Annotated in this window: 23 protein-coding genes; 4 read left to right on the forward strand and 19 right to left on the reverse strand. The window is 44.6% G+C overall.

The window, feature by feature from the left end; all coding sequences use genetic code 11:
- Positions 1-512 precede the first annotated feature (512 nt).
- Positions 513-962 (forward strand): terminus macrodomain insulation protein YfbV, encoded by a 450-nt coding sequence (gene yfbV, locus ACYX4W_RS12290; RefSeq protein WP_269916513.1) that lies wholly within the window; start codon positions 513-515, stop codon positions 960-962.
- 141 nt (positions 963-1,103) lie between these two features.
- Here yfbV and ACYX4W_RS12295 read toward each other — a convergent pair whose 3' ends face one another.
- The 3 genes from ACYX4W_RS12295 to ACYX4W_RS12305 all read right to left on the reverse strand — a co-directional run bounded on the left by ACYX4W_RS12295 (position 1,104) and on the right by ACYX4W_RS12305 (position 3,892).
- On the reverse strand, positions 1,104-1,595 hold the full coding sequence (locus tag ACYX4W_RS12295; protein WP_476075471.1) for a SprT family zinc-dependent metalloprotease: 492 nt from the start codon (positions 1,593-1,595) through the stop codon (positions 1,104-1,106).
- A gap of 50 nt (positions 1,596-1,645) precedes the next feature.
- The gene (gene sppA, locus ACYX4W_RS12300; protein WP_474856223.1) at positions 1,646-3,511 is read right to left on the reverse strand and encodes a signal peptide peptidase SppA; all 1,866 of its coding nucleotides are present in this window, start codon (positions 3,509-3,511) and stop codon (positions 1,646-1,648) included.
- Positions 3,512-3,706: 195 nt separating this feature from the next.
- Positions 3,707-3,892, reverse strand: coding sequence for a hypothetical protein (locus ACYX4W_RS12305; RefSeq protein WP_474807046.1), 186 nt, complete (start codon positions 3,890-3,892; stop codon positions 3,707-3,709).
- Between the two features lie 44 nt (positions 3,893-3,936).
- On the opposite strand from ACYX4W_RS12305, the gene ACYX4W_RS12310 reads away from it, so the two are divergent.
- Positions 3,937-4,548, forward strand: coding sequence for an HvfX family Cu-binding RiPP maturation protein (locus ACYX4W_RS12310; RefSeq protein WP_476054213.1), 612 nt, complete (start codon positions 3,937-3,939; stop codon positions 4,546-4,548).
- Positions 4,549-4,745: 197 nt separating this feature from the next.
- Positions 4,746-5,297: an NAD(P)H nitroreductase gene (locus tag ACYX4W_RS12315; protein WP_476054212.1), complete on the forward strand. Its 552-nt coding sequence runs from the start codon at positions 4,746-4,748 to the stop codon at positions 5,295-5,297.
- A gap of 130 nt (positions 5,298-5,427) precedes the next feature.
- On the opposite strand, the gene ACYX4W_RS12320 is transcribed toward ACYX4W_RS12315, so the two are convergent.
- From ACYX4W_RS12320 to ACYX4W_RS12395, 16 genes are all read right to left on the reverse strand, one after another.
- Positions 5,428-6,267, reverse strand: coding sequence for a DUF2797 domain-containing protein (locus ACYX4W_RS12320; protein ID WP_476073379.1), 840 nt, complete (start codon positions 6,265-6,267; stop codon positions 5,428-5,430).
- A 107-nt stretch (positions 6,268-6,374) separates the two neighbouring features.
- The gene (gene ansA / locus ACYX4W_RS12325; RefSeq protein ID WP_476073380.1) at positions 6,375-7,382 is read right to left on the reverse strand and encodes an asparaginase; all 1,008 of its coding nucleotides are present in this window, start codon (positions 7,380-7,382) and stop codon (positions 6,375-6,377) included.
- Positions 7,383-7,520: 138 nt separating this feature from the next.
- The gene (gene lipA, locus ACYX4W_RS12330) at positions 7,521-8,483 is read right to left on the reverse strand and encodes a lipoyl synthase (protein ID WP_179983312.1); all 963 of its coding nucleotides are present in this window, start codon (positions 8,481-8,483) and stop codon (positions 7,521-7,523) included.
- Positions 8,476-9,117: a lipoyl(octanoyl) transferase LipB gene (gene lipB, locus ACYX4W_RS12335; protein WP_476073381.1), complete on the reverse strand. Its 642-nt coding sequence runs from the start codon at positions 9,115-9,117 to the stop codon at positions 8,476-8,478. Before lipB ends, lipA begins: the two co-directional genes overlap by 8 nt.
- A 31-nt stretch (positions 9,118-9,148) precedes the next feature.
- Positions 9,149-9,412, reverse strand: a complete 264-nt coding sequence (ybeD, locus tag ACYX4W_RS12340; RefSeq protein WP_474807034.1) for a DUF493 family protein YbeD — start codon at positions 9,410-9,412, stop codon at positions 9,149-9,151.
- Positions 9,413-9,513: 101 nt separating this feature from the next.
- Entirely contained in the window at positions 9,514-10,698 is a 1,185-nt protein-coding gene (locus tag ACYX4W_RS12345; RefSeq protein ID WP_179983315.1) for a D-alanyl-D-alanine carboxypeptidase family protein, read from the reverse strand.
- 411 nt (positions 10,699-11,109) lie between these two features.
- Positions 11,110-12,120: a septal ring lytic transglycosylase RlpA family protein gene (locus ACYX4W_RS12350; protein WP_476073382.1), complete on the reverse strand. Its 1,011-nt coding sequence runs from the start codon at positions 12,118-12,120 to the stop codon at positions 11,110-11,112.
- Positions 12,121-12,125: 5 nt separating this feature from the next.
- Entirely contained in the window at positions 12,126-13,241 is a 1,116-nt protein-coding gene (rodA, locus tag ACYX4W_RS12355; protein WP_476073383.1) for a rod shape-determining protein RodA, read from the reverse strand.
- Positions 13,238-15,154 (reverse strand): penicillin-binding protein 2, encoded by a 1,917-nt coding sequence (gene mrdA, locus ACYX4W_RS12360; RefSeq protein ID WP_476073384.1) that lies wholly within the window; start codon positions 15,152-15,154, stop codon positions 13,238-13,240. The genes rodA and mrdA overlap by 4 nt, the downstream gene beginning before the upstream one ends.
- A gap of 30 nt (positions 15,155-15,184) precedes the next feature.
- Complete coding sequence (rlmH, locus tag ACYX4W_RS12365) at positions 15,185-15,655, reverse strand: 23S rRNA (pseudouridine(1915)-N(3))-methyltransferase RlmH (protein WP_476073385.1); 471 nt, start codon at positions 15,653-15,655, stop codon at positions 15,185-15,187.
- A 114-nt stretch (positions 15,656-15,769) separates the two neighbouring features.
- Entirely contained in the window at positions 15,770-16,090 is a 321-nt protein-coding gene (rsfS, locus tag ACYX4W_RS12370; protein ID WP_118495087.1) for a ribosome silencing factor, read from the reverse strand.
- A 17-nt stretch (positions 16,091-16,107) separates the two neighbouring features.
- Positions 16,108-16,809, reverse strand: a complete 702-nt coding sequence (nadD, locus tag ACYX4W_RS12375; protein WP_476073386.1) for a nicotinate (nicotinamide) nucleotide adenylyltransferase — start codon at positions 16,807-16,809, stop codon at positions 16,108-16,110.
- Positions 16,810-16,856: 47 nt separating this feature from the next.
- Positions 16,857-17,885: a DNA polymerase III subunit delta gene (gene holA, locus ACYX4W_RS12380; protein ID WP_476073387.1), complete on the reverse strand. Its 1,029-nt coding sequence runs from the start codon at positions 17,883-17,885 to the stop codon at positions 16,857-16,859.
- A gap of 24 nt (positions 17,886-17,909) precedes the next feature.
- Positions 17,910-18,437, reverse strand: coding sequence for an LPS-assembly lipoprotein LptE (locus ACYX4W_RS12385; RefSeq protein ID WP_474807022.1), 528 nt, complete (start codon positions 18,435-18,437; stop codon positions 17,910-17,912).
- An 11-nt stretch (positions 18,438-18,448) separates the two neighbouring features.
- Positions 18,449-21,052 (reverse strand): leucine--tRNA ligase, encoded by a 2,604-nt coding sequence (gene leuS, locus ACYX4W_RS12390; protein WP_476073388.1) that lies wholly within the window; start codon positions 21,050-21,052, stop codon positions 18,449-18,451.
- A gap of 320 nt (positions 21,053-21,372) precedes the next feature.
- Positions 21,373-22,008 carry an SRPBCC family protein gene (locus tag ACYX4W_RS12395; RefSeq protein WP_476073389.1) on the reverse strand — a complete coding sequence of 212 codons (636 nt, stop codon included), beginning with the start codon at positions 22,006-22,008 and terminating at the stop codon, positions 21,373-21,375.
- A 284-nt stretch (positions 22,009-22,292) separates the two neighbouring features.
- Here ACYX4W_RS12395 and ACYX4W_RS12400 point away from each other — a divergent pair, with 284 nt between their 5' ends.
- The gene (locus ACYX4W_RS12400; protein WP_474807016.1) at positions 22,293-24,689 is read left to right on the forward strand and encodes a Lon protease family protein; all 2,397 of its coding nucleotides are present in this window, start codon (positions 22,293-22,295) and stop codon (positions 24,687-24,689) included.
- Positions 24,690-24,740 lie beyond the last annotated feature (51 nt).

Here is a 24,740-nt window from a genome sequence, read left to right on the forward strand (position 1 = left end):
GAAAATTCGTAAATCAAGCTCAATACCCAGTTACTTTTATTATAGTAATCTGCCAGCGCATTATCTGCAGGTCGTCAGTTAGTTGTGTTAACAAAAGTAACAACTAAGCCATACAAGACTATGTTCAGGCTAAAGCGCTATATGATGCCTTCAAGTGCTAAAAATGTCACTTAAAGATAAGTTCAATTTATACCTTTTAATTATTACGATGCTTTTAACTTTGTAGTACCTTTAAAGCATAACCACTGAAATCAATGTGCTGAACGCATCTAAAAAGTAAGCCAGAGCGTAAATAGTCACAGTGGGTTCGCTGAAGCGCTTTACAGGCCTTAGACAAAACTTAATTACCCAAATCGTTATCTTATTTGATAAAATGTCTTGTGTCGCAGATACCTTGTAGAAGGTGCTGCGTTTAGCGCAAAAAAACGAGTAAAAATCACGCAACTAAATTGTAATAGATAAAAAGCAGTTTACAATTTAACTATACCTATCTGAGAACGAAGAGGTGAACCATGTCTCAATCAGTAATGACAATGTTGAAAAACGGTCAGCAGTACATGAAGACATGGCCTGTGAGAAAAGAACTTTATGCTTTTTTCCCAGAATGCAGAGTAGTAGCAGCCACCAAGTTTGCTATTAAAACAATGCCGCCGGTTGCTATGGTGTCGTGTGCGCTTTTGTACCAGAACTTAGGCACAGACTATCTTCCTCAAACTATTACAATAGGTGCTTTTTTTCTAAGCTTACCTATGCAGGGCTTACTATGGTTGGGGCATCGCTCAGATCAGTATCTTCCACCACAGCTAAAAAGCTGGTATCAGGAAATTCATTCTAAAATGCGCACGCAGGGAGTGAATATCAGTAATGCTAAGTCTAAGCCTAAATATAAGGAGCTGGCTCAGCTACTTAAAACGGCCTTTAACGATCTCGATAACGCATTTACCAAACACTGGTTTAATTAAAAGCCATCTGTTGCTTCCAAACTCTTGTAGACTACTAATAGTAGTCTAGCTACTAGGCAAACTCTCACCCGAGAAATGAAGTGTTTAGGCGGCTCGTAGCTGTCTAGGCCGCTCGTAGCTGCTTATACGGCTCGCAGCTTTTTATACGGCTCGTAGCACGGCCTGACACTTCCGACATTTGTACTGTCCGCCTTTCAAAATACTATTGTGCCTGCGCGTGGATAGTGCATAGGTGTCGCAGTCGCAAACGTACTGGAAGGTTTTCGTCACTCGTTTTACATCGAATTGATGTGTAGCGGCTGGTGTACGATTAAAAACACCATGCATAACCGATTGCCATTCTCTGCCGTGGGGCTGAACCTTTCCAAACAACGTCCATACCAGTAAATGACTAACTTCATGAGGTATCACGTCATTTATAAAGGCGTCGACATTTTCTTTGAAGAGAATAGGGTGAAAGTTCAGACGGTTTTGCTGTAAAAACGCCGTTCCCGCATTCCTACCTGAACGTCTAAACGTAACCGTAGGGCGTTCAAACTTTCGGTTAAAGTAACGCTCTGCTTGCTCAAAACAATAAAAAACAGCGTCGGTAATAACGCGACGCTGTTCGTGGTTTAGATCATTTGAAGCGATGTTTCTGCCTCACTCTATATCTTTTCGTATTCAACTGTATTCAACGTTAACTACTCGACATCACAAGGTAAACAAAGCACATAGGTTCCTTTAGGGTCGTTTAGCTTATTAACTAAACTAAACTCTTTAAGTACGCGCTTAAACTCGTTAACGAGTGATGAGTCGGCGTGGGCAAACTGCCACTTTCCTACAAACGTCATGGCTTGACCGAAAAACTCTTTCCAGAAAATCTCCTGTGCGGTTAACGTGCGCTGTACATAGAAGGTGTCATAGTTCTCAAGTTCTGCAATCTCTGCGGCGGCAGCGACAGCGTCATCAAGTGTTCCTAACTGGTCAACTAATCCTAGCTCAATTGCATCTTCACCAATCCAAACGCGACCTTGTGCAACGCTATCCACTTCCTCAACTGACATACCACGAGCGTTAGACACTAGCGATAAGAAGTTACCATAAGTATTTTCAACGTTACGCTGAAGAATTTGACCAAACTCTGGTGCAAGAGGGCGCACAGTAGAAAAACCAGCAAGTTCTGTTGAGCCTACACCGTCACTGTGAATGCCCAAATAATCTAGAGAGTTTTCGTATGTCATGAACATACCGAACACCCCGATAGAGCCTGTGATAGTGCTTGGGCTCGCGATAATTTTGTCGGTACTTGCCGCTATCCAATAGCCACCAGATGCTGCGTAAGTGCTCATCGACGCAATAACAGGCTTACCTGCTTGTTGAAGCTGTAATACTTCTTGGCGAATGATTTCAGAGGCAAACGCACTGCCACCGGGTGAGTCTATTTGAAGGACAACGGCTTTAACGTTGTCATCTAAACGCGCTTTTCTCAACAGGCGAGCGGTACTGTCTCCGCCTATAGAGCCAGCTTTTTGATCACCATCTAAAATAGTGCCTTTAGCAACGACGATAGCCACTTTATCCATGTCTGACTCAATGACAGGCATAGGTGGGTTAACGACTTTGAGATAAGAGTTAAATGTAGTGAGGTTTACTCCGTGTTTGTTATCACCTTCTCCCACTAATTCGGTTAACTCTACTCTCACTTCTTCGCGAGTTTTTAACGCATCAACCCAGTCGTTTTCAAGCGCGTACTGGGCGAAGTCACCACCGGCCGCTTCAAATTTTGCTAATAGGCCTTGAAGTGTTTCATCGAAATTTGCTTCATCAATACCGCGAGCAGCCGCAACGTCAGCTTTATATTGTGCCCAATAGCCGTCTAACCATTGCTTCTCTGCTTCTTTAGCTTCCTCAGACATATCATTTCGCATGATAGGCTCGACGGCAGATTTATACGTACCCACACGGAAGATGTGGGTTGTTACTTTTAGCTTCTCAAGCATGTCTTTAAAGTACATGCCGTAGCGCCCGTAACCTTCAAACATTAATCCGCCCATTGGGTTTAGGTAGATGTTGTCTGCGTGTGCTGCCAAGTAGTATTGGTCTTGCGAAAAGTAATCGCCAATGGCGTAAACGGGTTTTCCTGATTCTTTAAATGCATCGATAGCGTTCGCGACAGTGCGCAATTTATCTAAACCGCCACCAGTTAACCCATGAAGGTCAAGCACTAGGGCTTTTATGCGTCGGTCTTTCTTGGCATTCTCTAAAACCTTCATAACATCGCGAACGAGTACTTCAGGGTTTTCGGGCTCGCTACCAAGCGATTCCTGCAAAAACTGTTCAAATGGGTCGATACTTTCCTTTTCAATAACGAGCTTACCGTTCAAGGTAAGAAACAACGCGCTATCTTTATTTACTGATAACGGCTCATCGCCCTGACCGGCAATGGCGATGATCAACCCAACAAAAATAACAATGAATATCACATTAAAGAAAAGTTTGCGGGTGAAGTTAAGCACCGTCCACAAGCCAATAAACAAGGATTTAGTCCAATTTCCTTTGGCTGCCATTTTTATCACTACCTTTTTTGAATTAACTAATCAGAGCAAGATGAAACAGGTGTATCAAGCCCAATGTACTGCATCCTATTATGTTACCTAAATCGGGTAAGATCGCGAACTTAATTGTAATTTTTTGTAAGCATTCTCGGTTTGTGTGCCGGTAACGAAGAAATTTAAATTAAAAACAGCGTTGGTTAGTGTAGGTCACAGGTTTGTTTCATCCTGCGCTAGCCATTTACTAATTAACTTAGCTATGCGCGCATGATCTTCTTCGCTCATCAGCATGAGAAGCTTGCCATTACGTGCTTTGTAGTTTGTTTTTTCTTGGCCTTTTCGCATTATTCGAGAGAAAGGAGATGGCTTATTTTTGTGAGGTGAAATTTTTTTCATAAAGCGCCGTTCTTATTTTCTAAGCACACCGAATAGGTAAAACAATGACACATCTCTATCAACAATTTGTTACACGGCTACAGCTAGCCGATGGCATTCCATTGCTTTTATTACGCTTATATTTAGCGCCTGTGATGATACAGGCTGGGTGGAATAAAGCATCTAGTTTCGACAGTATAGTCGATTGGTTCGGAAACGACGATTATGGTCTTGGTTTACCTATACCTTTAGTGATGGCATTTCTCGCCACTGCCGCTGAACTAATAGGTGGCATTTTGTTGTTGTTTGGCGCGTTAACACGGTTGGTCAGTATACCCCTTATGATAACTATGGTCGTCGCCATGGTAAGCGTGCATGCTGAAAATGGATGGCTAGCTATAGCGGACGCTTCGTCTTGGTTAGCCGACGGTACTATTTTATTAAATGAGAGCATTATGGCTGCACCGGAAAAGTTGTCGGCTGCTAAGTCGCTGTTACAAGATCACGGTCACTATGACTGGCTAACCTCAAGCGGCAACTTTGTTGTACTTAATAACGGTATCGAGTTCGCGGCGACCTATTTTGTTATGTTGTTAGTCTTGTTCATTTATGGAGGCGGTCGTTTTTTCAGTGTGGATTACTATTTAGGAAAAATATTTAGTCGCAAAATGGATTAACTTAACGGCTATTTACCCTCAAAACATTCACATTAAAAGGCCGGAATTTTCTGGTCTTTTTTGTTTATCAGCCGTAGGATCTAGCACATACTACAGGTATGCTTTTTAACCCAGCCATACCATTTTAAATACGCGCTAGCATGTGGGCCAACAACCATATGAGCCAACAACCATATGAGTGAAAAGTAGGGACGTAAATGGACGCATTAACATTATTATTAAACAGAAGTTCTCAGCCTCGATTGGAAGCACCGGCGCCAAGTGGTGATGCCTTGGAAAATATTATGCAGGCAGCCCTTCGAGCGCCAGATCACGCGTGCTTAACGCCGTGGCGTTTCATTGTATGTACAGGAAAGGGCCTAGACAAACTGGGTGCGCTTTACGAGCAATCGGCGATAGAAAATGAAAAGACGCAAAAGGAAATTGAGCGTGCAGTTCAACTCCCTAAACGCGCGCCTATGATAATTGTTGCTATTGCAAAACACAAAGAACACGAAAAAGTCCCCCGCGTTGAACAAATTGCCTCTGCGAGTTGTGGTGTTATGGCCATGCAAATGGCAGCAGTCGCACAGGGATTCAATGGAATGTGGCGTACTGGTGGCTATGCGCACTGTGAAACCGTGAGAAACGGGCTAGGTTTAAGCGAAGAGGATGAACTAGTGGGTTTCTTATATCTAGGAACGCCGGCGTTTGAACCCGCACCTAAGCCGCAAAGAAATAGTGATGACTACTTTGAATATTGGCAGTAAGTGTTGGTTTTCTCACTAAGTCATTACAGTAAACGATATCCATAGCGAGCTGTTTTCAATACGGGTCTGTTGTTGCTAATCCCCAACAACAGACCTAACAACAGACCCAGCAACAGATCTGACAGACGATTTAAAAAGATAAATTTACGTTGTAGCCAGCGAACTTTCTTATATTGATAACGCGGTCACCGTCTAGCATCCAATACTGACCTTTAACCCCCTGCAACACGCCGCTGAATGACGGGTCCTTATCAAGATTCAAAGATTTTATCTTAACTGGGTACTCTTCTACAGGGTAGTGAATGTCGTGTATCGGCGTAGACACTTCTGAAACGGCCTGAAGCCCTTTCTCTTGTTTTAGCGCCTCTAAATCATTTTCAATTTTGCTCATCAGCTCTGATTTAACCTGCTCTAAGTCGACCTCATCGGGCTTTCCTTTAAGCATAGTACGCCAATTGGTTTTGTCGGCAATATGGTCTTTGCATAAGGTTTCAACTAAACCGCTGGTAAGCCTGTCAGGCACGCGCAACATAACAGTAGCCTGGGTTGCACCTTGGTCCATCCAGCGTGTAGATACGCCGTCTGTGACTTGACGGGTAATACCTACTTTTACGGTACCTGTATTTGCTAAGTAAACAAAGTGTTCGCTGAAGCAATGTTCTTCGCCCCATTGAGGCTCTCTACACGTACCTTCGTGGTAGTGGCACTTTTCTGGTTTAATAATACAGCTGTCGCATTGAGCAAGTGAAATTAGGCAGGGGTAGCAATACCCTTGGTTAAAACTCTTCTTAGTTTTACGATTACAATGAACACAATTAATCTCACCGGAAAAAGTAACGGACACCTCTTTACCAATAAGTTCGTTGATATCTAACAATGCATCGCCAATAGGCAGTGTATAGTTTACTTTGTTGTTTTCATCAGCAGAGGTACGCATCTTTTTCAGCATACCCGAATAGTTTGTTGTCACTTTTTAAACCTTTAATCTTTGAAATCTTTCTTACTTGGCACTATTGCTACGTTTTAAATAAAGCTAAGCTTAAAGTAAAACCTTCAGCATTGGCCTTTTATACGAGCTTAGTCGCTTAATTCGCCACGCAGATTTTGCGTTAGTAACTTACAGACATCTTCAAAAGGAAGCCCTTTACTTAATAAATAGTGCAGTTTGGCAAGAGCGGCTTCAGGGGTCATATCGCTACCTGACAAAACGCCTACTTCTTGCAAACCGTGTCCTGTCGCATAACCACCCATATTCACGCGACCTCGCATACATTGGGTGCAATTTAAAACCGGTATCTCACGAGATTTAGCGTATTTAAGCTGCGCAATAAGCTCAGGGTTCTGGGGGGCATTCCCCACGCCGTAGCTAAGTAAGATCAGCGCATTTACAGGCTGCTGCAGGGTGTTTTTAATTACCTCTGGAGCAATGCCTGGGTATAAACTCACCATGCCGATAGGCTGTGCCGACACGTTAGATACGGTTAAGTTGCTTGTGGGCGCTTTTGCGAGTTCTCCTGCCTTAAGGCGGATATTAATGCCAGCCTCTAATAGAGGAGGGAAGTTAGGCGAGTCGAATGCGCTAAACCCATCTGCATCCACCTTACGGCTTCGATTGCCACGTAAAAGTCGGTTATTAAAGAAAAGTCCGACCTCAGCGATAGGAAAGTTCGCGGCTACAAATAACGCATTGAGTAGGTTAACTTGGCCGTCAGAACGAAGCTCAGCTAAAGGGATTTGTGACCCAGTCACTATTACTGGTTTAGACAAGTCCTCTAGCATGAAGCTTAGCGCTGAGGCGGTGTAAGCCATTGTGTCAGTACCATGCAATATAATGAAGCCGTCGTACTTGTCGTAGTTATTGGCAATATCATCGGCAATACGCTGCCAATCCGTTGGATCCATATCTGACGAATCAATAAGATTGTCGTATTCATGGAGCGTAAAAAGGGGCATCTCCGAACGATGAAACTCAGGCATATTTTTAAGCGTGTCTGACAGGAAGCCGGCGGCTGGAACGTAGCCTTGTTTAGATGGCTTCATACCAATTGTTCCGCCTGTATAGGCGATATAAATATGTTTGCGCATGAAAATGCTCTTACCCTTCAAAGCCCTTAAAAAAGGGACTGCATATTTTGAGGGCATTCTAACAAGACCTACGGGTTTGTCACCCAGAAATAGGGGCATAAAAAAAGCGGTGGAGACCACCGCTTTATGTCGCATTTTTTATTTCACTTCCTTGCCCGCTGCCTGTTGGTCGGCGTGGTAGCTAGAACGAACCATAGGGCCGCATGCAGCATGGGTGAAGCCAATCTCTTTAGCATAATCACCAAGAGCATCGAACTCTTTCGGGTGAACATAACGTTTAACTGGGTAGTGGTGTCGGCTTGGCTGAAGGTATTGACCTAAAGTTAGCATATCAACGTCGTGAGCACGCAAGTCATCAAGTACGCCTTGAATCTCTTCGTTTTCTTCACCCATTCCCATCATAAGGCCTGACTTCGTCATAACATCTGGGTGCTGTGCTTTGAACTTTTTAAGTAAGTCCAGTGACCACTGATAGTTTGCCCCTGGACGACACTCTCGGTATAAGCGCGGAATGGTTTCAAGGTTGTGGTTGAAAACGTCGGGTACGCCGTTTTTGAAAATTTCAAGCGCACGGTCCATACGACCACGGAAATCAGGGACTAACACTTCAATGGTTGTCGAAGGGCTGTGTTCGCGAATTGCGTTAATGCAGTCTACGAAATGTTGAGCTCCGCCATCGCGAAGGTCATCGCGGTCAACAGAAGTGATCACCACATAACGCAGGTTCATTTCGGCGATGGTTTTGGCGAGTTTTTCAGGCTCTTCTGCACTAGGCGGAAGCGGCTTACCATGGGCTACATCGCAGAAAGGGCATCGACGGGTACAAATGTCACCTAAAATCATGAAGGTGGCGGTACCGTGATTAAAACACTCCGCTAGGTTAGGGCAGCTTGCTTCTTCACACACAGAGTGAAGATTGTTTTTGCGCAGCGTTTTCTTGATGTGGTCAATTTTCTCGGTAGTACGAGGAAGTTTGATTTTGATCCACTCAGGCTTACGCAGCATTTCTTCCTTTTCTGTAGGAATAATGGTGACGGGTATGTGTTTTACTTTTTCATCATCGCGAAGTTTTACCCCCGCTTGAGGTCGTGCGTTACTCATCAAAACCTTCTTTATATGTTGGCTGTGCAAGGGAAAGCGCTTCTAGCAACAGGTGCGTTAATTCCTTACCAGCGGTTTCAAGTGTCGTTGGACCATTAAGGCGCGCGGTATCGATCATTTCCATACCGGCGTAACCACATGGGTTGATACGCTGAAACGGTGATAGGTCCATATTAACATTTAAAGCCAAACCGTGAAACGAGCAGCCATTACGTATTCTTAAACCTAGCGAACAGACTTTCTTCTCGTCGACGTATACCCCAGGCGCGTCGGGCTTTGGATAGGCCTTGACGTCATACTTGGCAAGTAGTCCGACCACTGCTTCTTCCATTGCAGTGACTAAATGACGTACGCCTAGCTTGCGGCGCTTTATATTAAGCATCAAATAAATGACTTGTTGGCCTGGGCCATGGTAGGTAACTTGACCGCCACGGTCTACCTGAACCACGGGTATATCGCCAGGCATCAGTATGTGCTCAGCTTTACCCGCTTGCCCTTGAGTAAATACCGCATCGTGTTCCACAAGCCATATTTCATCTGGCGTATTCTGGTCGCGTTCATCAGTAAAGCGCTTCATCGCTTCAAAGATTGGCGCATAAGGCTGACGACCTAAGCTGGCGTACAATAACGCCATCTACGGTAGCCGATGTCGACTGCTCATTCACTTAAAGTACAACCCTTACAAGCTCTAATTTAGCTAACTCAGTGTAAATGGTTTCCATATGCTCTTTGCTGGTTACACGCACACTGATAGACACCGAGTGGTAAGTACCTTTACTGCTTGGTTTCACCGTAGGTGAATAGTCGCCAGGTGCATGCTGTTGAAGACATCCTACTACCTGTTCTGGTAGGTCTTCGTGGGCAACGCCCATTACTTTAAAGGTTTGGTTTGTTGGAAAATCTAGTAGTTCGTCGAAACGGGTATCCATGCGATATCCTTGGTACTTAAAATATCATATAAAAAAACGGCCAGATTGTAACAAATCTGGCCGCTTCACAACTAGCTTTTTAACGTTTTCAGTACGGTAACTTACTCGTCGTCAAAACCTAGCTGAAGCATAATGTAGTCTTTAGCGCGGTTAAAGAAGCTGCCTTCTTTTACTTCTTGAAGTGTTACCAAAGGGTAACTCGCTACATCTTCACCATCTAGCTGTAGGTAAAGTTTCCCAACAACTTGGCCTTTTGCAAGCGGTGCTTCAAGCTTGTCGTCAAGCTCAAAGTTAGCTTCTAAGTTTGCCGCCTGACCGCGCGGAATAGTAATGGGGGTAGATTGGTTAATTCCAAGGTCTACGGTTTCTCTATCACCCATGTAGATACGATGCGCGACAAAACTATGGCCAGCTTCATATGGCGTTAGTGTTTCGTAAAAACGGAAGCCGTATTTAAGCAGCTTCTTGTTTTCTACTTTACGCGCACGTTCGCTGTCTGTGCCCATAACCACTGAGATTAGGCGCATTCCGCCTTGTTCCGCTGAAGTAATTAGGCTGTAGCCCGCGTCAGACGTGTGGCCAGTCTTGATACCGTCAACGTTCAAGCTTTTATCCCACAATAGGCTGTTGCGGTTGTATTGCTTAATACCGTTATAGGTAAATTCTTTTTCGCTGTAAATTTTGTACATTTCTGGTGTCTCAGCAATAAGCGCGCGAGACAAAACAGCCATGTCACGTGGTGTAGTGTAGTGGTCTGGGTCGTGCAAACCATGCGCGTTTACCCAGTGAGAACTTGTCATACCAAGTGATGCTGAGTGAGCGTTCATCATGCTAGCAAACGCAGATTCAGAGCCTGCAACGTGTTCGGCCATTGCAACACAGGCATCGTTTCCTGACTGTACAACGATACCGCGAAGCAAATCACTTACAGAAACCTGTGTACCTACTTCGATAAACATTTTTGATGAATCTGGGAATTTCTTTGCCCATGCATTCTCAGAAATAGTGACTTCATCGTCTAGACTAATGTTGCCCGCTTGAAGCTCTTTACCAATGACATAAATTGTCATGATTTTGGTTAAGCTTGCTGGCGCAAGTTGCATATCTGCGTTTTTTGAAGCTATAACGTTACCGGTTTCATAGTCGGTAAGTAAAAAACCTTCTGCAGCTACAGTGGGTGCTGGCGGTGTCACTACCGCAGCGTTAGCTGTATGCAGTAATGTCCCCATTACCAAAAAGGCAAATGAAAGTAATGACGGTTTAGCGCGTTGAATTATTCTGAGCATGGTTCTAATTTCTTTGACCGTTTATCCGTGTGAGTTAAAGCTTACCTTGTTATTGCGATAACCGCGAAGCGAATACCTTAAAACATGGCTACCCAATTTTAGCTTTTATCCAGTTCGTATACGAACTCTGACTATTTACCCATATTTTAGTGGGGCAATAAGAGATCTTAACGAAAGGCTGCTTATAAGACTAGGTTTTATCAAAAAAGTTTAAGGGATAGTAGGGATAAGACGAAGAAACCGTGATATTGCCTGCTGAATGACACAAAGCTGCCACAATGTTGTTGATTTTATAAACGGGCATACATTGGCGAGATAACAAGTTCTTACTTATTTGTGGGTGTTGGCAACCTTCAGTGGGTATGAGCAACACTGGACAAGAAGACTGGCTATTGATAACCCGTATACAGTTTATAGCGTTTGTGTAATTGCGTAAGCGTTAGGGTAACCGTTTTGCTTTAACTGCTCGAGCACTTCTGCCACGACAGCTTCGTCGTGAATAGGCCCAAGCTGGAGCTTATAAATGTTATCAGCCACGGGCAAATGAGCGGGAATTTGATACAAGGCCGACAGTACGTTGGAAATGGATTTCGCCTTTTCCGCGTTTGAGAGCGCAGCAACTTGTATGTAAACAGCATCGGCAACTGTATTGCTACTTGGTATACTTGCTGTTTTATCAGCTGCCGCTGAATCGAGAGGGGGCTTAGGCGACGTACTGGCTACCTCTGAAGGAGGAGCTACAGCTATGCCTAAGTACTCATCGTAGGTCACCGTTGGGTTATTGCCTACCGTGACATTGTTTTGTTCATCAAAATGGATAACTTCCAATTTAACTTTTGCCGTACCTTTACTGTGATAGCCAAGTTTCACTGCGGCGGCGTAAGATAAGTCTATGATCCTGTTATCGTGAAACGGACCGCGGTCGTTAACGCGAACTATGGCTTGCTTGTTGTTTTCCAAATTAGTTACGCGTACATAAGAGGGAAGCGGCAGTGTTTTATGAGCTGCGCTCATAGCAAACATGTTATAGGTTTCACCGTTTGAGGTTAAATGACCATGAAACTTTTGACCGTACCAACTCGCATAGCCCACCTCTTCATAGCCTTTACCGTCATTCATAGGGGTATAGTGTTTACCAAGCACCTTGTAGGGCCTGCTGTTGAACATGCGATAGGCTTCGTACTTGGGTACCGCGTCTAATGTCTCAGGCTTTTTGGCAACGTGTTTTGGTGCCGAATCTTGCTTTTGAGTGTAGCGGCTAGATTGAGAAGGCGCGCTTTGACACCCCACTAACAAGATGGCGGTAAGTACAGCCGCACCGCAGCGGATAGAGTGTTGACGCACAAAACCTGCGTTTCGCAAGCTTGCACGAATTGCGCTTGCATTAACTAAATCAAGTACCGAAAAAAGGCGCTGTAACATACAAGTTATCTAGACATTAAACGTTTTTGAGTGGCAATGGCCATAAGAATGCCAAAACCTGCCATCAAAGTCACCATAGATGTTCCACCAAAACTCACTAGGGGGAGAGGGACGCCCACCACAGGGAGTAATCCGGACACCATGCCCATATTCACAAACACATATACGAAAAAGGTAAGCGTTATACTGCCACCGAGCAATTTTGCATAAGCATCTTGTGCGCGACTAGAAATAATTAGTCCGCGCATAATAATAAAAATGTAAATTGCCATTAAGCACATGACACCGGTAAGGCCAAACTCTTCACTAAATACAGAAAAGATAAAGTCGGTATGGCGTTCTGGCAAAAACTCGAGCTGCGATTGTGTACCCTGTAGCCATCCTTTGCCGTCGACACCGCCTGAACCAATGGCAATTTTAGATTGAATAATGTGGTAGCCAGAACCGAGAGGGTCGCTTTCTGGGTTCAAAAAGGTAAGAACCCGTTGCTTCTGATAGTCTTTCATTAAGAAAAACCACATAACAGGCGCAAATGCACCGATAAGCCCGCCGACTATTGAAATAAGACGCCAACTCATACCTGCTAGAAATATGGCAAAGATGCCTGAACTTGCAATCAGCAGTGAAGTTCCTAAATCGGGTTGCTTAGCAATTAGGATGGTGGGCACAACCACTAGTCCAAAACCAACAATGATATGTGTGGTGCGAGGCGGCATAGTAAATTTACTAATATACCACGCCACCATCATAGGTACGGCAAGCTTCATTAATTCAGAGGGCTGAAAACGAATAAAGCCTAAATCGAGCCAACGCTGTGCGCCTTTTCCCATGTCGCCAAACAGCAATACGGCTATAAGCATTAATAGGCCAGCAGCATAGGAATAGGTTGAGAAAAACCTAAACACGCCCAAAGGGGCTTGGGCTAGGCCGAACATGACGATAAAACTAAAACCCAGTCTGATAAACTGACGCTCCATTTGCTCCATATCTTGTCCAGATGCAGAATAGAGCGTAAATAAACCAACGCAGCTTAACACTAGTAGACCAACGAGCAGCCAGCCATCGATATGAATGCGCTGAAGAAAACTTATTTTATTAGGGTTTATGGTGGTTCGTTTCACTGGTTTGTCCCTAATTTATTATCACTGTTTGCCGAGTCAGCTTTTACAGTTTCAAAGACACGATCTCTGAAATAAAAGTCCATGATTTGACGCGCGACAGGCGCTGCGTTCTTACTACCACCACCTACGTTTTCAAGTACCACAGTTACTGATATTTCTGGGTCATCAAAAGGAGCAAACCCTACGTACATGGCGTTGTCGCGAAGGCGCTCATCTATTTTTTCCGCATCGTATTCTTCATTTTGTCCAACAGTAAAGAGCTGCGCTGTACCTGTTTTACCCGCTGAATCATATGGTGTGTCTGCAAACGCATGGCGTGCTCCGCCTTCATCGCCACTTACCACATCGCGCATGGCGTTTAATACCACGTCTAAGTTTTCACGGTTTTTAATTTCTATAGGCCGAAGCGACTTAAGTGGGATAAGGTCAACAGTGCTATCTGTATTCATATAGCCACGAATAATTTGAGGGATATAGCGTTCGCCGGCATTGATTAAGGTGTTAACTGATGTGTTCAATTGCACAGGGGTAGTGGTCCAGTAACTTTGGCCTATACCTACAGGTATAGTGTCGCCAATGTACCAAGGCTGATTGAATCGTGCGCGCTTCCAGCCTCGGCTTGGCATATTTGCGTCAGATTCTTCATAAAGATCGATACCGGTAAAATCTCCGAAGCCGAATTCATACATAGACTCACTAATTTTATCGATACCTAATTTATAGGCCAGTTCGTAGTAGTAGGTGTCACAAGACACCTCAATGGCTTTCGAGACATCTACTTTACCATGGCCCCAACGACGCCAGTCACGCCATACGTGGGATACATTGGGTAATTTATAGCGACCTGTATCGTTAACCGTATAGTCTTTTGTAATAACGCCTTCTTCAAGACCAACAAAACCTAAATGAGGTTTGATGGTAGAAGCAGGCGGATATTGACCTTGAGTAGCACGGTTAATAAGTGGCCGGTCTGGTGAATTCAACAGCGCAGAATAATTTTTACTGCTGATACCGTGCACGAATAAATTTGGGTCGTAGCTGGGGTTAGAGTATAGGGCAAGCACGCCACCGGTTTTAACATCGGTTACAACTACTGCGCCGCGCATACCTTCTATTATTCGCTGAGCCTCTAACTGAAGCTCAAGGTCTAAGTTAAGCACTATATCTTTGCCCGGCGTTGGCGGCTCAACACTCAGCACACGAATGATACGACCCTGATTGTTTACTTCAACCTGCTGATAGCCGACTTTACCGTGCAGTAATTCTTCGTGGTATTTCTCAATACCTAATTTGCCAATGTCATGAGTTGCCGCGTAATTATCTTCTTGTCCCGCTTCAACAAGCTTTTGCAAGTCGCGCTTATTAATACGTGCCACATAACCGAGGGCGTGAGTGAGGGTTTCTTTGTACGGATAATGTCTAGCTAGACGGGCTTCAATTTGCACGCCGGGAAATTTATGTTTGCTGGCAGAAAAAAGCGCGACTTCCTCTTCGCTTAATTGTGTGCGAAGGGCTACGGGTTTAAATCGACGGGTTCCCTTAAGCGTGGATTGAAAGCGCTCTAACTCATCACTTGTGATGTCCATTAATTCAGTTAAATCGGCAAGGGTTTGGTCAACATCATCGACCTGTTCGGGAATGACTTCCAGGCTAAAAACCGGGCGGTTTTCCGCTAAAAGTACACCATTTCGGTCGTAAATAAGACCGCGGTTTGGCGCTATGGGTAAAACTTTGATCCGATTACCGTTAGAGCGGGTTTGATAATCTTCAAATTGGGTAACCTGTAAAGAGTAAAGGTTGTTTAGCACAATGCCCAACATGGCAACAACGATAATAAAAGCGATAGTCGCGCGGCGAGCGAACAAGTTCGCCTCAGCTGAATGATCGCGAATTGCTTGTCGTTTTCGAGGCATTGACTTCCTTTGCATTAGTGTAGCGATTTCTTATTCACGGTGGTACGGATGATTTTGCGTGACCGACCATGCGCGGTATAGGCTTTCGGTAAGGATAATGCGAACAAGAGGGTGGGGAAGCGTGAGGGCCGATAAGGACCATTTTTGCTCAGACACCGCAATACACTCAGGCGCCAATCCTTCAGGCCCGCCGATAAGAAGGCTTACATCGCGCCCGTCCATTTTCCAATTGTCGAGTTGTTTAGCCAGTGTAGGGGTGTCCCAAGGCTTACCCGTTACTTCTAAGGTAACAATGCGGTTTCCTTTAGGAATAGCAGCCAGCATTTGCTCGCCTTCTTTCTCTAAAATGCGCTTTATATCGGCGTTCTTACCCCGTTTACCTGCAGGAATTTCAGTAAATGACACCGGCATATCGTTAGGGAATCGACGAATAAATTCTTCAACGCCTGTGTTAACCCAGGCTGGCATCTTTGTTCCGACCGCCACAATTTGTATACGCACTTAATATACCCTTACCGCAGGAATGAGTTTTTCTTTTATACAATAAAGGCCATACGCTAATGAGGTATGGCCTTTATCGACCGTGTAGCTATGTATTTCTAGCCAGCGTCTAAATTACTGCGCCCACAGCTTTTCTAACTGATAGAAGTCACGGGTTTCGTCCTGCATAACATGCAAGATAACATCACCAAAATCCACAAGAACCCATTCACCTGTTTCTTTACCTTCTACACTCCCAGGAGCATGGCCGGCATTTTTTGCTTCAACCATTACGTTTTCAGCAATAGAAGATACGTGGCGTTTAGAGTTACCCGAACAAATGATCATGGTATCTGTAATTGTTGATTTGCCGCGAACGTCTAGTTCGATAACATCACGGCCTTTCATGTCGTCAATTTTATCTTTAACAAACTGTTTGAGCTGTTGACTCTCCAAGAGCTTTCCTCACTTACTTAACTTTTATATAACTGATGTTCGTTTATGTATGCTAATACGCTTTCTTCTAGCCAAGACTCGGCAGAAGTAGCCTTTAAAGCGTTTGGCGCATTCGCTTCGTCAGACGTGGCAGCACCTGCTAATACGTCACGAATTTCAGTAGATGAAACACTATACAGTGGTGTGTTGGTCAACACGACATGGCCTGAAGGCTTCGTGTGAATAACACTTTTATCGTTAGTCACATGACGATCTAACCAAGCTTGTATCGCAGGGGGAGGCGAAGATTCTTCGTCGTCTCTGCGCATAACCACTAAGTGACAGTAATCGAGCAGGTCTTCCCACTCGTACCATTTATCCAGATTATACAGTGAATCTGCGCCAATGAAAAAACAGATTGTATCATTGCTTTTTTCTTTCAACGCTCGTAGTGTTTTTACCGTATAAGAGGGTGACGGAAGCGTCAGTTCAATTAACTCTGGAATAAGTCTGTCATTGTTTTGGGAACAAAGTTCAATCATTCTTACCCGGTGGGTTTCTGAAACGCCTACCGACTTATGGGGGGCTAATTTGCACGGCATTAGATAAACATGTTCAATACCCACTTCATCAGCGGCTTTCAGTGCAGCACCAATATGACCTTTATGTGGTGGGTTAAAAGTTCCGCCTAGGATAGCTTTTACATGTTGGTTTGATTGAGAAGAGCGTGATTGACTCACTTGTTTATTTACCTTGTCCGTACCTTATCCATACCCTATTAGGGCTTTTACGCTTGTAACAGCGGGATTTCACGAAGATCTATGCCCATGAACATCATGCAAAGGTGACACATTTCAACATAGGGCCGGGCAATTACATTTTGTTTAAATGCATGGTCAGCTCGTGTAAGTGCGTTTTGTATATCTTCGAGCTGTGCAAGGCTCAAACGATTTAATGCACTTTGATAAAAGCCTTGCCTATTGCGCCATATACCAAACTTTTGCCACTGTATAGGCGTGCCGCTTTGCTGAGCTAGTTTTAGCTTCCATAGCTGCTCCCATTCACGCACAAGCGCCCAGATAATAATGTTTGGCTCTAGACCTTCGCTTTCTAATCGATACAGCATTTTGATACAGCGAGTGCTGTCACCGCTAAGCATCACGTCAACCAACTGGAACACGTTAAAGCGCGATTGGTCCACCATCGCCTGTTCAATTTGCTCGTCTGAAATAGACTGGTTAGGGTAGAGCAGCGCGAGCTTGTCAATCTCTTGCTTGGCGGCCAGCATGTTGCCTTCACAAAAATCGGCAATCATTTTGGCGCCTGTCGCGGTCACGGAAAGCTGATGGGCTTTAAGCTGTTGATTCAACCATGCGTTTAGCTGCTTGCCTTCCAGTGGATAGCAAAGTACCGATACCCCCAGTTCATCGAGAACCTTAAACCATTTGCCGCGCTGTACGTCCTTGCCTATTTTGGGGCCGTGAACGAGCAACAGAATATCAGGGTTTAAAGACGCCGCGACTTCTTGCAGCATTTTGCTGCCTTCAGTGCCTGGTTTTCCTGTGGGTAGCTCTAATTCAATAAACTGCTGGCTAGAAAAAAGCGACATGCTTTGCGTAGCTTCAATTAACTGATTCCAGTTAAAGCCTGTTTCTGCAACAAGCACAGTGCGTTCTTCAAAACCATTAGCCTTTGCTTTCGCGCGAATTTGTTCAATAACATCAAATTTTTGCTGAGGCTCGTCTCCAAATACCAAATAGCATGGACGTAATGCCTTTGAAATGTCTTGGCTAAACTGGTTTGGATAAATTTGCATGAAGAATTCTGATGTCTATTTGTTTTATAGTGACGATACGTTTGGCGCAGCAACTGCCTGACTAGAAAGGCGTCTAATCATGATATCTGCCGCCTCGTTACGCATTTCACTTAACATTAGTTCAAGCTCACGAGACTTTGCCAACACCTGATCTGGGTCGTCTTGATAGTCACGCACCACTTCAAATTGGGCCATCACCGCTTCTTTACCGGGAAATTGAACACGATAACGAACCACGTATATAAGCTCGTACTCGGCAACTTGCCCTGACGGATAAACAGACAGCAACTGGCGCTCTAACTTCTCTGGTAGCAAGTAAATGTTTACGTGTTGGTTAGAGCGGGTTGTTTTATCTACATTAACACTGGATAAACCATAAACGTTAAGGCGTTTATCGAGCGCACGCGCAAGGGGCGCGTGTGCTCGAGCACTTTCAATGGCAACCGTGTTAATGTCGTCGGGTAGGCTAGGGCTACTTCGCAAATGAAAACCACAGCCTGTAACCCAAACGGTAGCTAACACAGCGACTGCAAATTGTAAGTGCTTTTTCATTACCATCTGACCTAGTTAGCTACAATGTTTACAAGCTTGCCAGGAACAACAATCACTTTGCGAATGGTTTTACCTTCGATAAATTGCTGAACGTTAGGCTGCTCTTTCGCAGATGCTTCAATTGTCTCTTTACTTGCATCAGCAGCAATGGTCATTTTCGCGCGAACCTTACCGTTAACCTGAACAATAATAAGTTTCTCGTCTTCAACCAATGCCGCTTTATCTGCCTGTGGCCATGGCGCTGAGTCGATATCTTCACTGTGGCCTAGTACTTTCCAAAGCTCGTGAGCGATGTGCGGGGTAATAGGGTTAAGTAGCAACAAGATTGACTCACAAGCTTCGCGCATAATGGCGATGTCCTGAGCGTTTTCTTGTGGCGCTTTTTGAAGGTGATTCAGTAGCTCCATTACTGCAGCAACCGCAGTATTGAAGGTTTGGCGACGACCTAAGTCATCAGACACTTTCTCAATCGTTTTGTGTACTTCACGGCGAAGTGCCTGCTGGTCTTTCGACAGTGACTTAACGTCAATAGCTTCTGCCGTGCCTTTTTCCACGTGCTCGGTAACAAGCTTCCAGATACGACGTAGGAAGCGGTTTGCACCTTCAACGCCAGAATCAACCCACTCTAGGGTTTGCTCTGGTGGCGCTGCAAACATGGTAAATAGACGGACTGTATCGGCACCGTACAGGTCGATAACTTCTTGCGGATCAATACCGTTATTCTTCGACTTAGACATTTTGGTCATGCCGCCATGAATAACTTCTTCGCCATCTGCTGTTAGCCACGCTTTAACAATGCGGCCTTTGTCATCTTTCTCTGTGCTTACTTCAGTAGGCGAGAACCAAGTTTTCTTACCAGATGCGTCTTCACGGTAGTAAGAGTCGGCTAATACCATGCCCTGGCACAATAGACGCTTAAATGGCTCGTCAGAGTTCACCAAGCCTTCGTCACGTAGCAATTTGTGGAAGAAGCGCGAATAAAGCAAGTGCAAAATGGCGTGCTCGATACCACCAATATATTGATCTACCGGTAGCCAGTAGTTGGCTGAAGTCGGGTCAAGCATGGCATCGTTATTGGTAGCACTTGCGTAACGTGCGTAATACCAAGATGACTCCATAAAGGTATCAAAGGTGTCAGTTTCACGTAACGCAGCTTCACCATTGTATGTGGTCTTAGCCCACTCAGGGTCAGCTTTAATTGGCGAGGTTACGCCATTCATTTCTACGTCTTCAGGTAGCACAACCGGTAGTTGGTCAGCAGGAACCGGAACCGATTCACCGTTTTCCAAATTAAGCATTGGAATAGGCGCGCCCCAGTAGCGCTGTCGGCTTACGCCCCAATCACGTAAACGGTAGTTTACTTTGCGCTTACCACAGCCTTTGTTTTCAAGCTCATCAGCAATACCATTAAATGCCGAATCGAACTCAAGCCCGTCAAATTTTTCCGAGTTAATTAAGCTACCTTTTTCTGTAAACGCAGAAGCTGAAAGGTCGCATTTATCTTCATCATCTGTATTTGGTGCGATAACTTGCTTAATAGGCAAATCGTACTTTGTGGCAAACTCCCAGTCGCGCTGGTCGTGGCCAGGTACTGCCATAACTGCGCCTGAACCGTAGTCCATCAACACAAAGTTAGCGACCCAAATTGGAAGCTTTTCACCAGTTAAAGGGTGGATAACTTCAAAGCCAGTGGCAAAGCCTTTTTTCTCCATCGTCGCTAATTCAGCTTCAGCAACTTTGGTGTTTTTACACTCATCAATAAAGGCTGCTAAATCTGGATTAGACTTCGCTGCAAACTCAGCTAATGGATGCTGCGCCGCTACTGCTACATAAGTTACGCCGTAGAAGGTATCCGGACGGGTGGTGTATACCGTTAAATCGGCAATATCGTTAACCGCTGACGCTAGATCAAACGTAATTTCCACGCCCTCAGAGCGACCAATCCAGTTTGCTTGCATTGCACGTACTTGATCAGGCCATTCTTCAAGCTGTTCTAAATCTTGTAAAAGCTCTTCAGCGTAGTCAGTAATTTTAATAAACCACTGTGGAATTTCTTTTTGTTCAACTAGGGCGCCTGAACGCCATCCGCGACCGTCGATTACCTGCTCGTTAGCCAGAACAGTTTGATCGACAGGGTCCCAGTTCACGGTAGAATTTTTCTTGTACACAAGGCCTTTTTCATAAAGGCGTGTGAAGAACCACTGTTCCCAGCGGTAGTAATCAGATTTACATGTTGTGACTTCGCGGTCCCAGTCGTAACCAAAACCTAGCGAGCGAAGCTGGTTTTTCATGTAATCGATGTTGGAGTATGTCCATTTCGCCGGTGCAGTATTGTTGTTAATCGCTGCATTTTCCGCCGGAAGACCGAAAGCATCCCAACCCATAGGCTGCAATACATTTTTACCCTGCATACGCTGGAAACGGCTAATTACGTCACCAATGGTGTAGTTGCGCACGTGACCCATGTGAAGTCGGCCACTAGGATAGGGGAACATCGACAGGCAGTAGAATTTTTCTTTGTCTACATCGTCGTTTGCTTTAAAAGATTGGTTATCTTCCCAGTATTGCTGAACACGCTGTTCAATGTCTTTCGGATTGTACTGATTATCGGCCATGAAACTTAGGCTTCCGCATTAAAAAGTTAAAACGTTTATGGGGCGGCATAAGGCGAACGATTTACAAGAGAATTTGTAATCTCTCAAGCATTCTTGCCATTTAACCGCACGTGGGATTTTCCCACTTTACATACATATAGCCCAATAGAATAACCCAGCGCTAAGCCATGCCTCAATAGCTTAACACTGAACTAGGCAATATTTATTTCTGCTTGCATGAAAAGTGAGCATTAATGCAGCAGTTTAGGCGCGTTAACGAAGATGACTTGCTTAAACTTTCGCGTACAATTCACATAGCGACCTATTTTTGGTCATTTCTATTAACGCTTAGCGCTGTCTTTATCCGATTTGTTAAATTGTTTATTGCTAAAGGCGGTTAATGCATTTAACTGCTGCGCCTGCACTTTGTCGACAACGGTAACCAAATTGGCAGCGTCCTCGTTCGATGCTCGTTGTCCGTTGAAGTGAATATTGCCAGAGGCGTGGTAGGTAAGGGTAACTTTTGTTTTTGGTGAAGGCTCGCGCTTTGTATCATCGTTCGATGAAGCGTTTTCTTCTGCTGTGCTGAATTCCCAAGTGAGCGCACCTGATACGCCCATTTCTTGAAGAGGACCTAATCCGCCGGTCATTACCACTTTTTTGTTAGGCTCAACATAGCTTATTTGCATGTGTGCCGCACTTGCTGTTTGTGTAACTTCGCAGAAACAACCACCGGCTTTTTCATCAATGCTAAGCCTGCCCTTCCACCAAGTGTGATCTTTTGGCCACCACTTATCCACGTCGTGAATAAAGTGAGAATACACGGCTTCGATAGGGGCCGCACTTTCACTTTCGTTAGTAATAGAAAATCCAGAATTGTCCGCATAGTTTACCTTAGCGAGGCAAAATGGAGAAAATATAGCACCCAGTAGACTCGAAAAGAGCACGGTTTTGCCAGCTTTCGTTATTGTCGTCATTGTTCTAACCTTTGGTTTTTATTATTCGTGTTGGCTGCTTGCTAATCTAAATTTCACTATGTATCGCACTTACTGCCGTTAAAAAGCTACACCTTGTTTCTCTATGTATCAATATGAACAGAAACCTTAGTGCCTGCTCGTTATGCGTTAATCAATGCATTAAGACGCCAAGCTGGTTGTTTGTTGTTCAATTAACAACGTAAAGCTGCCTTATTAGAGTTAACCGTTTGACAGTGCTGTTAATTAGGGTTTCACTTAAGTAAAGAAACGAAAATAGAACAGGCATGTCTGTAGACACTAATATATATGCGTTAAATGTAGACGCGCTATCACCTACCATAAATCGCCGAGCGGTAAACAGTGCCTTAAAAGACGATGAAGCGCTAAACGCGACTTTTATTGGGCAAGAGCGTGCACGGGAAGCGCTAACATTCGGATTAGGTATTAACACCAAAGGTTACAACCTTTACGTAATGGGTGAGCCTGCTACAGGGCGTTTCACTTTAGTAAAAGACTACATTGAACGCCAAGTCGCACAGCTTTGCGCACCCGATGATTGGTGTTATATCAACAACTTCGATGATGAACGCCAACCTGTAGCGCTAAAATTTCCGCCAGGTGGTGGCAAGGCATTTCAAAAAGATATGGCTGCACTTATTGATGATGTGTTGGATTCACTGCCTATTGCATTTGATAACCCTGGTTATCAGCGCCGCCGCGCCTCTATCTCCAGAGAGTTTGAACAAAAGTATGACGCTGCTATAGATGCTGTAGAGCGTTACGCACAAGCTAACGACGTTGCCCTTTACGAAGAGGGTGGGTCAATTACGTTTTCACCCATCATCAACGGCAAGCCGATAAGAGATACTGATTTTGCATCGCTCACTGACGAGCAGCGAGAAGGCTTTTACACGCTCATTGATGACTTAGAAAACAGACTGAGTGAAAGTCTGTTGAGTTTACCTACGTGGAAACGCGAAAACTCAGAGCGTCTGCGTGAGCTAGACAAAAAGACCGCAGAGCACGTGATTAAGCCGCTTATCAAAGTGTTTGAGCACAAGTACGCCTCTGAGCTTGGGGTTATGAAGTATCTAAAACAGCTCAAGACCGCTTTGGTTAACGCTATCTTAGTTATTCGTAATGAAGAGCAAAAAGAGGAAAAGAGTGACGATTTCGATAAGAAGATATTTTTAGAAGAGCAGTTTCTTCCTAATGTATTGGTATCAAATAAATTAGACGATGCGGCACCTGTTATTTACGAGCCGAACCCTACCTACCAAAACCTGTTCGGTAAAATTGAATACACCAACATTCATGGAAGCGTATTTACCAATTACAGAATGATACAGTCAGGTGCGCTGCACCGGGCAAATGGCGGCTACCTTTTATTGGATGTTGACCAACTAATAGAGCAGCCCTTTGTGTGGGATACCCTGAAACTTGCCATTAAGTCACAGCGCTTGCGCATGGATTTACCCCAGCAAGACGTGGGTATGGTGAATAACATCACGCTAAACCCTCAGCCTATCGACTTAAATGTGAAAATCGTTTTGTTAGGCTCCCGCGATTTGTACTACACCCTGCAAGATTATGATGACGAGTTTGACGAACTTTTCAGAGTGTTAGTGGATTTTGACTTAGAAATCCCCGTTACTCGACAGGCGCTTTTCGACTTTGTAGGCAAGGTGCGCGCGCATCTTAATACACTAGGGCTTGAAGGTATAACGGCTAATGCCATGTGCAGGCTGGTTGAATATTCACTTAGAATGGCGGAACACAAAGAAAAGCTTTCTGCGCATTTTGCTGAAGTTATCGAGCTGGTCAATGAAGCCTACTATTTCTGTAAGAAGTCGAATGCCGACACGCTAGAGCTTGATCATCTAAAGACAGCATTAAGTGCCAAAAAACGCCGCACAGGCCGCGTTAGTCAAACGCTTTTAAACGATATTAAAGAAGGTCACGTGCTTATTGCCACTGAGGGCAAAGCGGTAGGAAAAGTCAACGGATTAACCGTATTGGATATTGGTGACACCGCATTTGGTACGCCTGCTCGCATTACATCTACTGTGTTTGCTGGGGCAAGTGGCGTAGTTGATATCGAGCGTGAAGTAGAGCTTGGACAGCCCATACACTCTAAAGGGGTTATGTTACTGAACGGCTATTTAGGTAATAAATACGCTCAGCATTTCCCGCTAACACTATCTGCAAACATCGCGTTGGAACAGTCTTACGGTCATATAGACGGTGACAGTGCATCACTAGGCGAATTGGTTGCGCTTATATCTGCGCTGACTGAAATTCCATGCCTACAAACCTTGGCTATTACAGGTTCAATAAACCAATATGGTGAAGTGCAAGCCGTTGGCGGGGTAAACGAAAAGATAGAAGGCTTTTTTGACTTATGTCAGCACCGCGGCCTAACCGGTACGCAGGGCGTAATTATTCCTAAATCGAATGCAATAAACTTGGTATTAGATGCCACAGTTATCGACGCCGTGAAAAAAGGGCTGTTTCACATTTATACCGTTGAAACTGTCGATGATGCGCTGACTATTTTGATGGAGCAAGAAGCCGGCAAAATTAGTAGTAAAGGGCGCTACCCTAAAAACTCTATTAACTACCATGCGGTAAATCGTTTATACAATATCGCCCTTATTGTTAATGGTGGTGATGGCGAATAGCTATGAGAGAGAGTAGCTCGCTAGGTTTCTGGGGAGTTGAAGATTACACGA

It is taken from the genome of Alteromonas sp. ABH4_454, assembly GCF_056311775.1.

What these genes read in the sequence shown, in the direction of transcription:
- holA (WP_476073387.1), bottom strand. Translation starts at nt 17,885, where the DNA reads ATGCAAATTTATCCAAACCAGTTTAGCCAAGACATTTCAAAGGCATTA.
- ACYX4W_RS12315 (WP_476054212.1), top strand. Translation starts at nt 4,746, where the DNA reads ATGGACGCATTAACATTATTATTAAACAGAAGTTCTCAGCCTCGATTG.
- lipB (WP_476073381.1), bottom strand. Translation starts at nt 9,117, where the DNA reads ATGGCGTTATTGTACGCCAGCTTAGGTCGTCAGCCTTATGCGCCAATC.
- leuS (WP_476073388.1), bottom strand. Translation starts at nt 21,052, where the DNA reads ATGGCCGATAATCAGTACAATCCGAAAGACATTGAACAGCGTGTTCAG.
- ACYX4W_RS12350 (WP_476073382.1), bottom strand. Translation starts at nt 12,120, where the DNA reads ATGTTACAGCGCCTTTTTTCGGTACTTGATTTAGTTAATGCAAGCGCA.
- ACYX4W_RS12305 (WP_474807046.1), bottom strand. Translation starts at nt 3,892, where the DNA reads ATGAAAAAAATTTCACCTCACAAAAATAAGCCATCTCCTTTCTCTCGA.
- ACYX4W_RS12400 (WP_474807016.1), top strand. Translation starts at nt 22,293, where the DNA reads ATGTCTGTAGACACTAATATATATGCGTTAAATGTAGACGCGCTATCA.
- lipA (WP_179983312.1), bottom strand. Translation starts at nt 8,483, where the DNA reads ATGAGTAACGCACGACCTCAAGCGGGGGTAAAACTTCGCGATGATGAA.
- ansA (WP_476073380.1), bottom strand. Translation starts at nt 7,382, where the DNA reads ATGCGCAAACATATTTATATCGCCTATACAGGCGGAACAATTGGTATG.
- sppA (WP_474856223.1), bottom strand. Translation starts at nt 3,511, where the DNA reads ATGGCAGCCAAAGGAAATTGGACTAAATCCTTGTTTATTGGCTTGTGG.
- mrdA (WP_476073384.1), bottom strand. Translation starts at nt 15,154, where the DNA reads ATGCCTCGAAAACGACAAGCAATTCGCGATCATTCAGCTGAGGCGAAC.
- yfbV (WP_269916513.1), top strand. Translation starts at nt 513, where the DNA reads ATGTCTCAATCAGTAATGACAATGTTGAAAAACGGTCAGCAGTACATG.
- ACYX4W_RS12345 (WP_179983315.1), bottom strand. Translation starts at nt 10,698, where the DNA reads ATGCTCAGAATAATTCAACGCGCTAAACCGTCATTACTTTCATTTGCC.
- ACYX4W_RS12310 (WP_476054213.1), top strand. Translation starts at nt 3,937, where the DNA reads ATGACACATCTCTATCAACAATTTGTTACACGGCTACAGCTAGCCGAT.
- ACYX4W_RS12385 (WP_474807022.1), bottom strand. Translation starts at nt 18,437, where the DNA reads ATGAAAAAGCACTTACAATTTGCAGTCGCTGTGTTAGCTACCGTTTGG.
- ACYX4W_RS12395 (WP_476073389.1), bottom strand. Translation starts at nt 22,008, where the DNA reads ATGACGACAATAACGAAAGCTGGCAAAACCGTGCTCTTTTCGAGTCTA.
- ybeD (WP_474807034.1), bottom strand. Translation starts at nt 9,412, where the DNA reads ATGGATACCCGTTTCGACGAACTACTAGATTTTCCAACAAACCAAACC.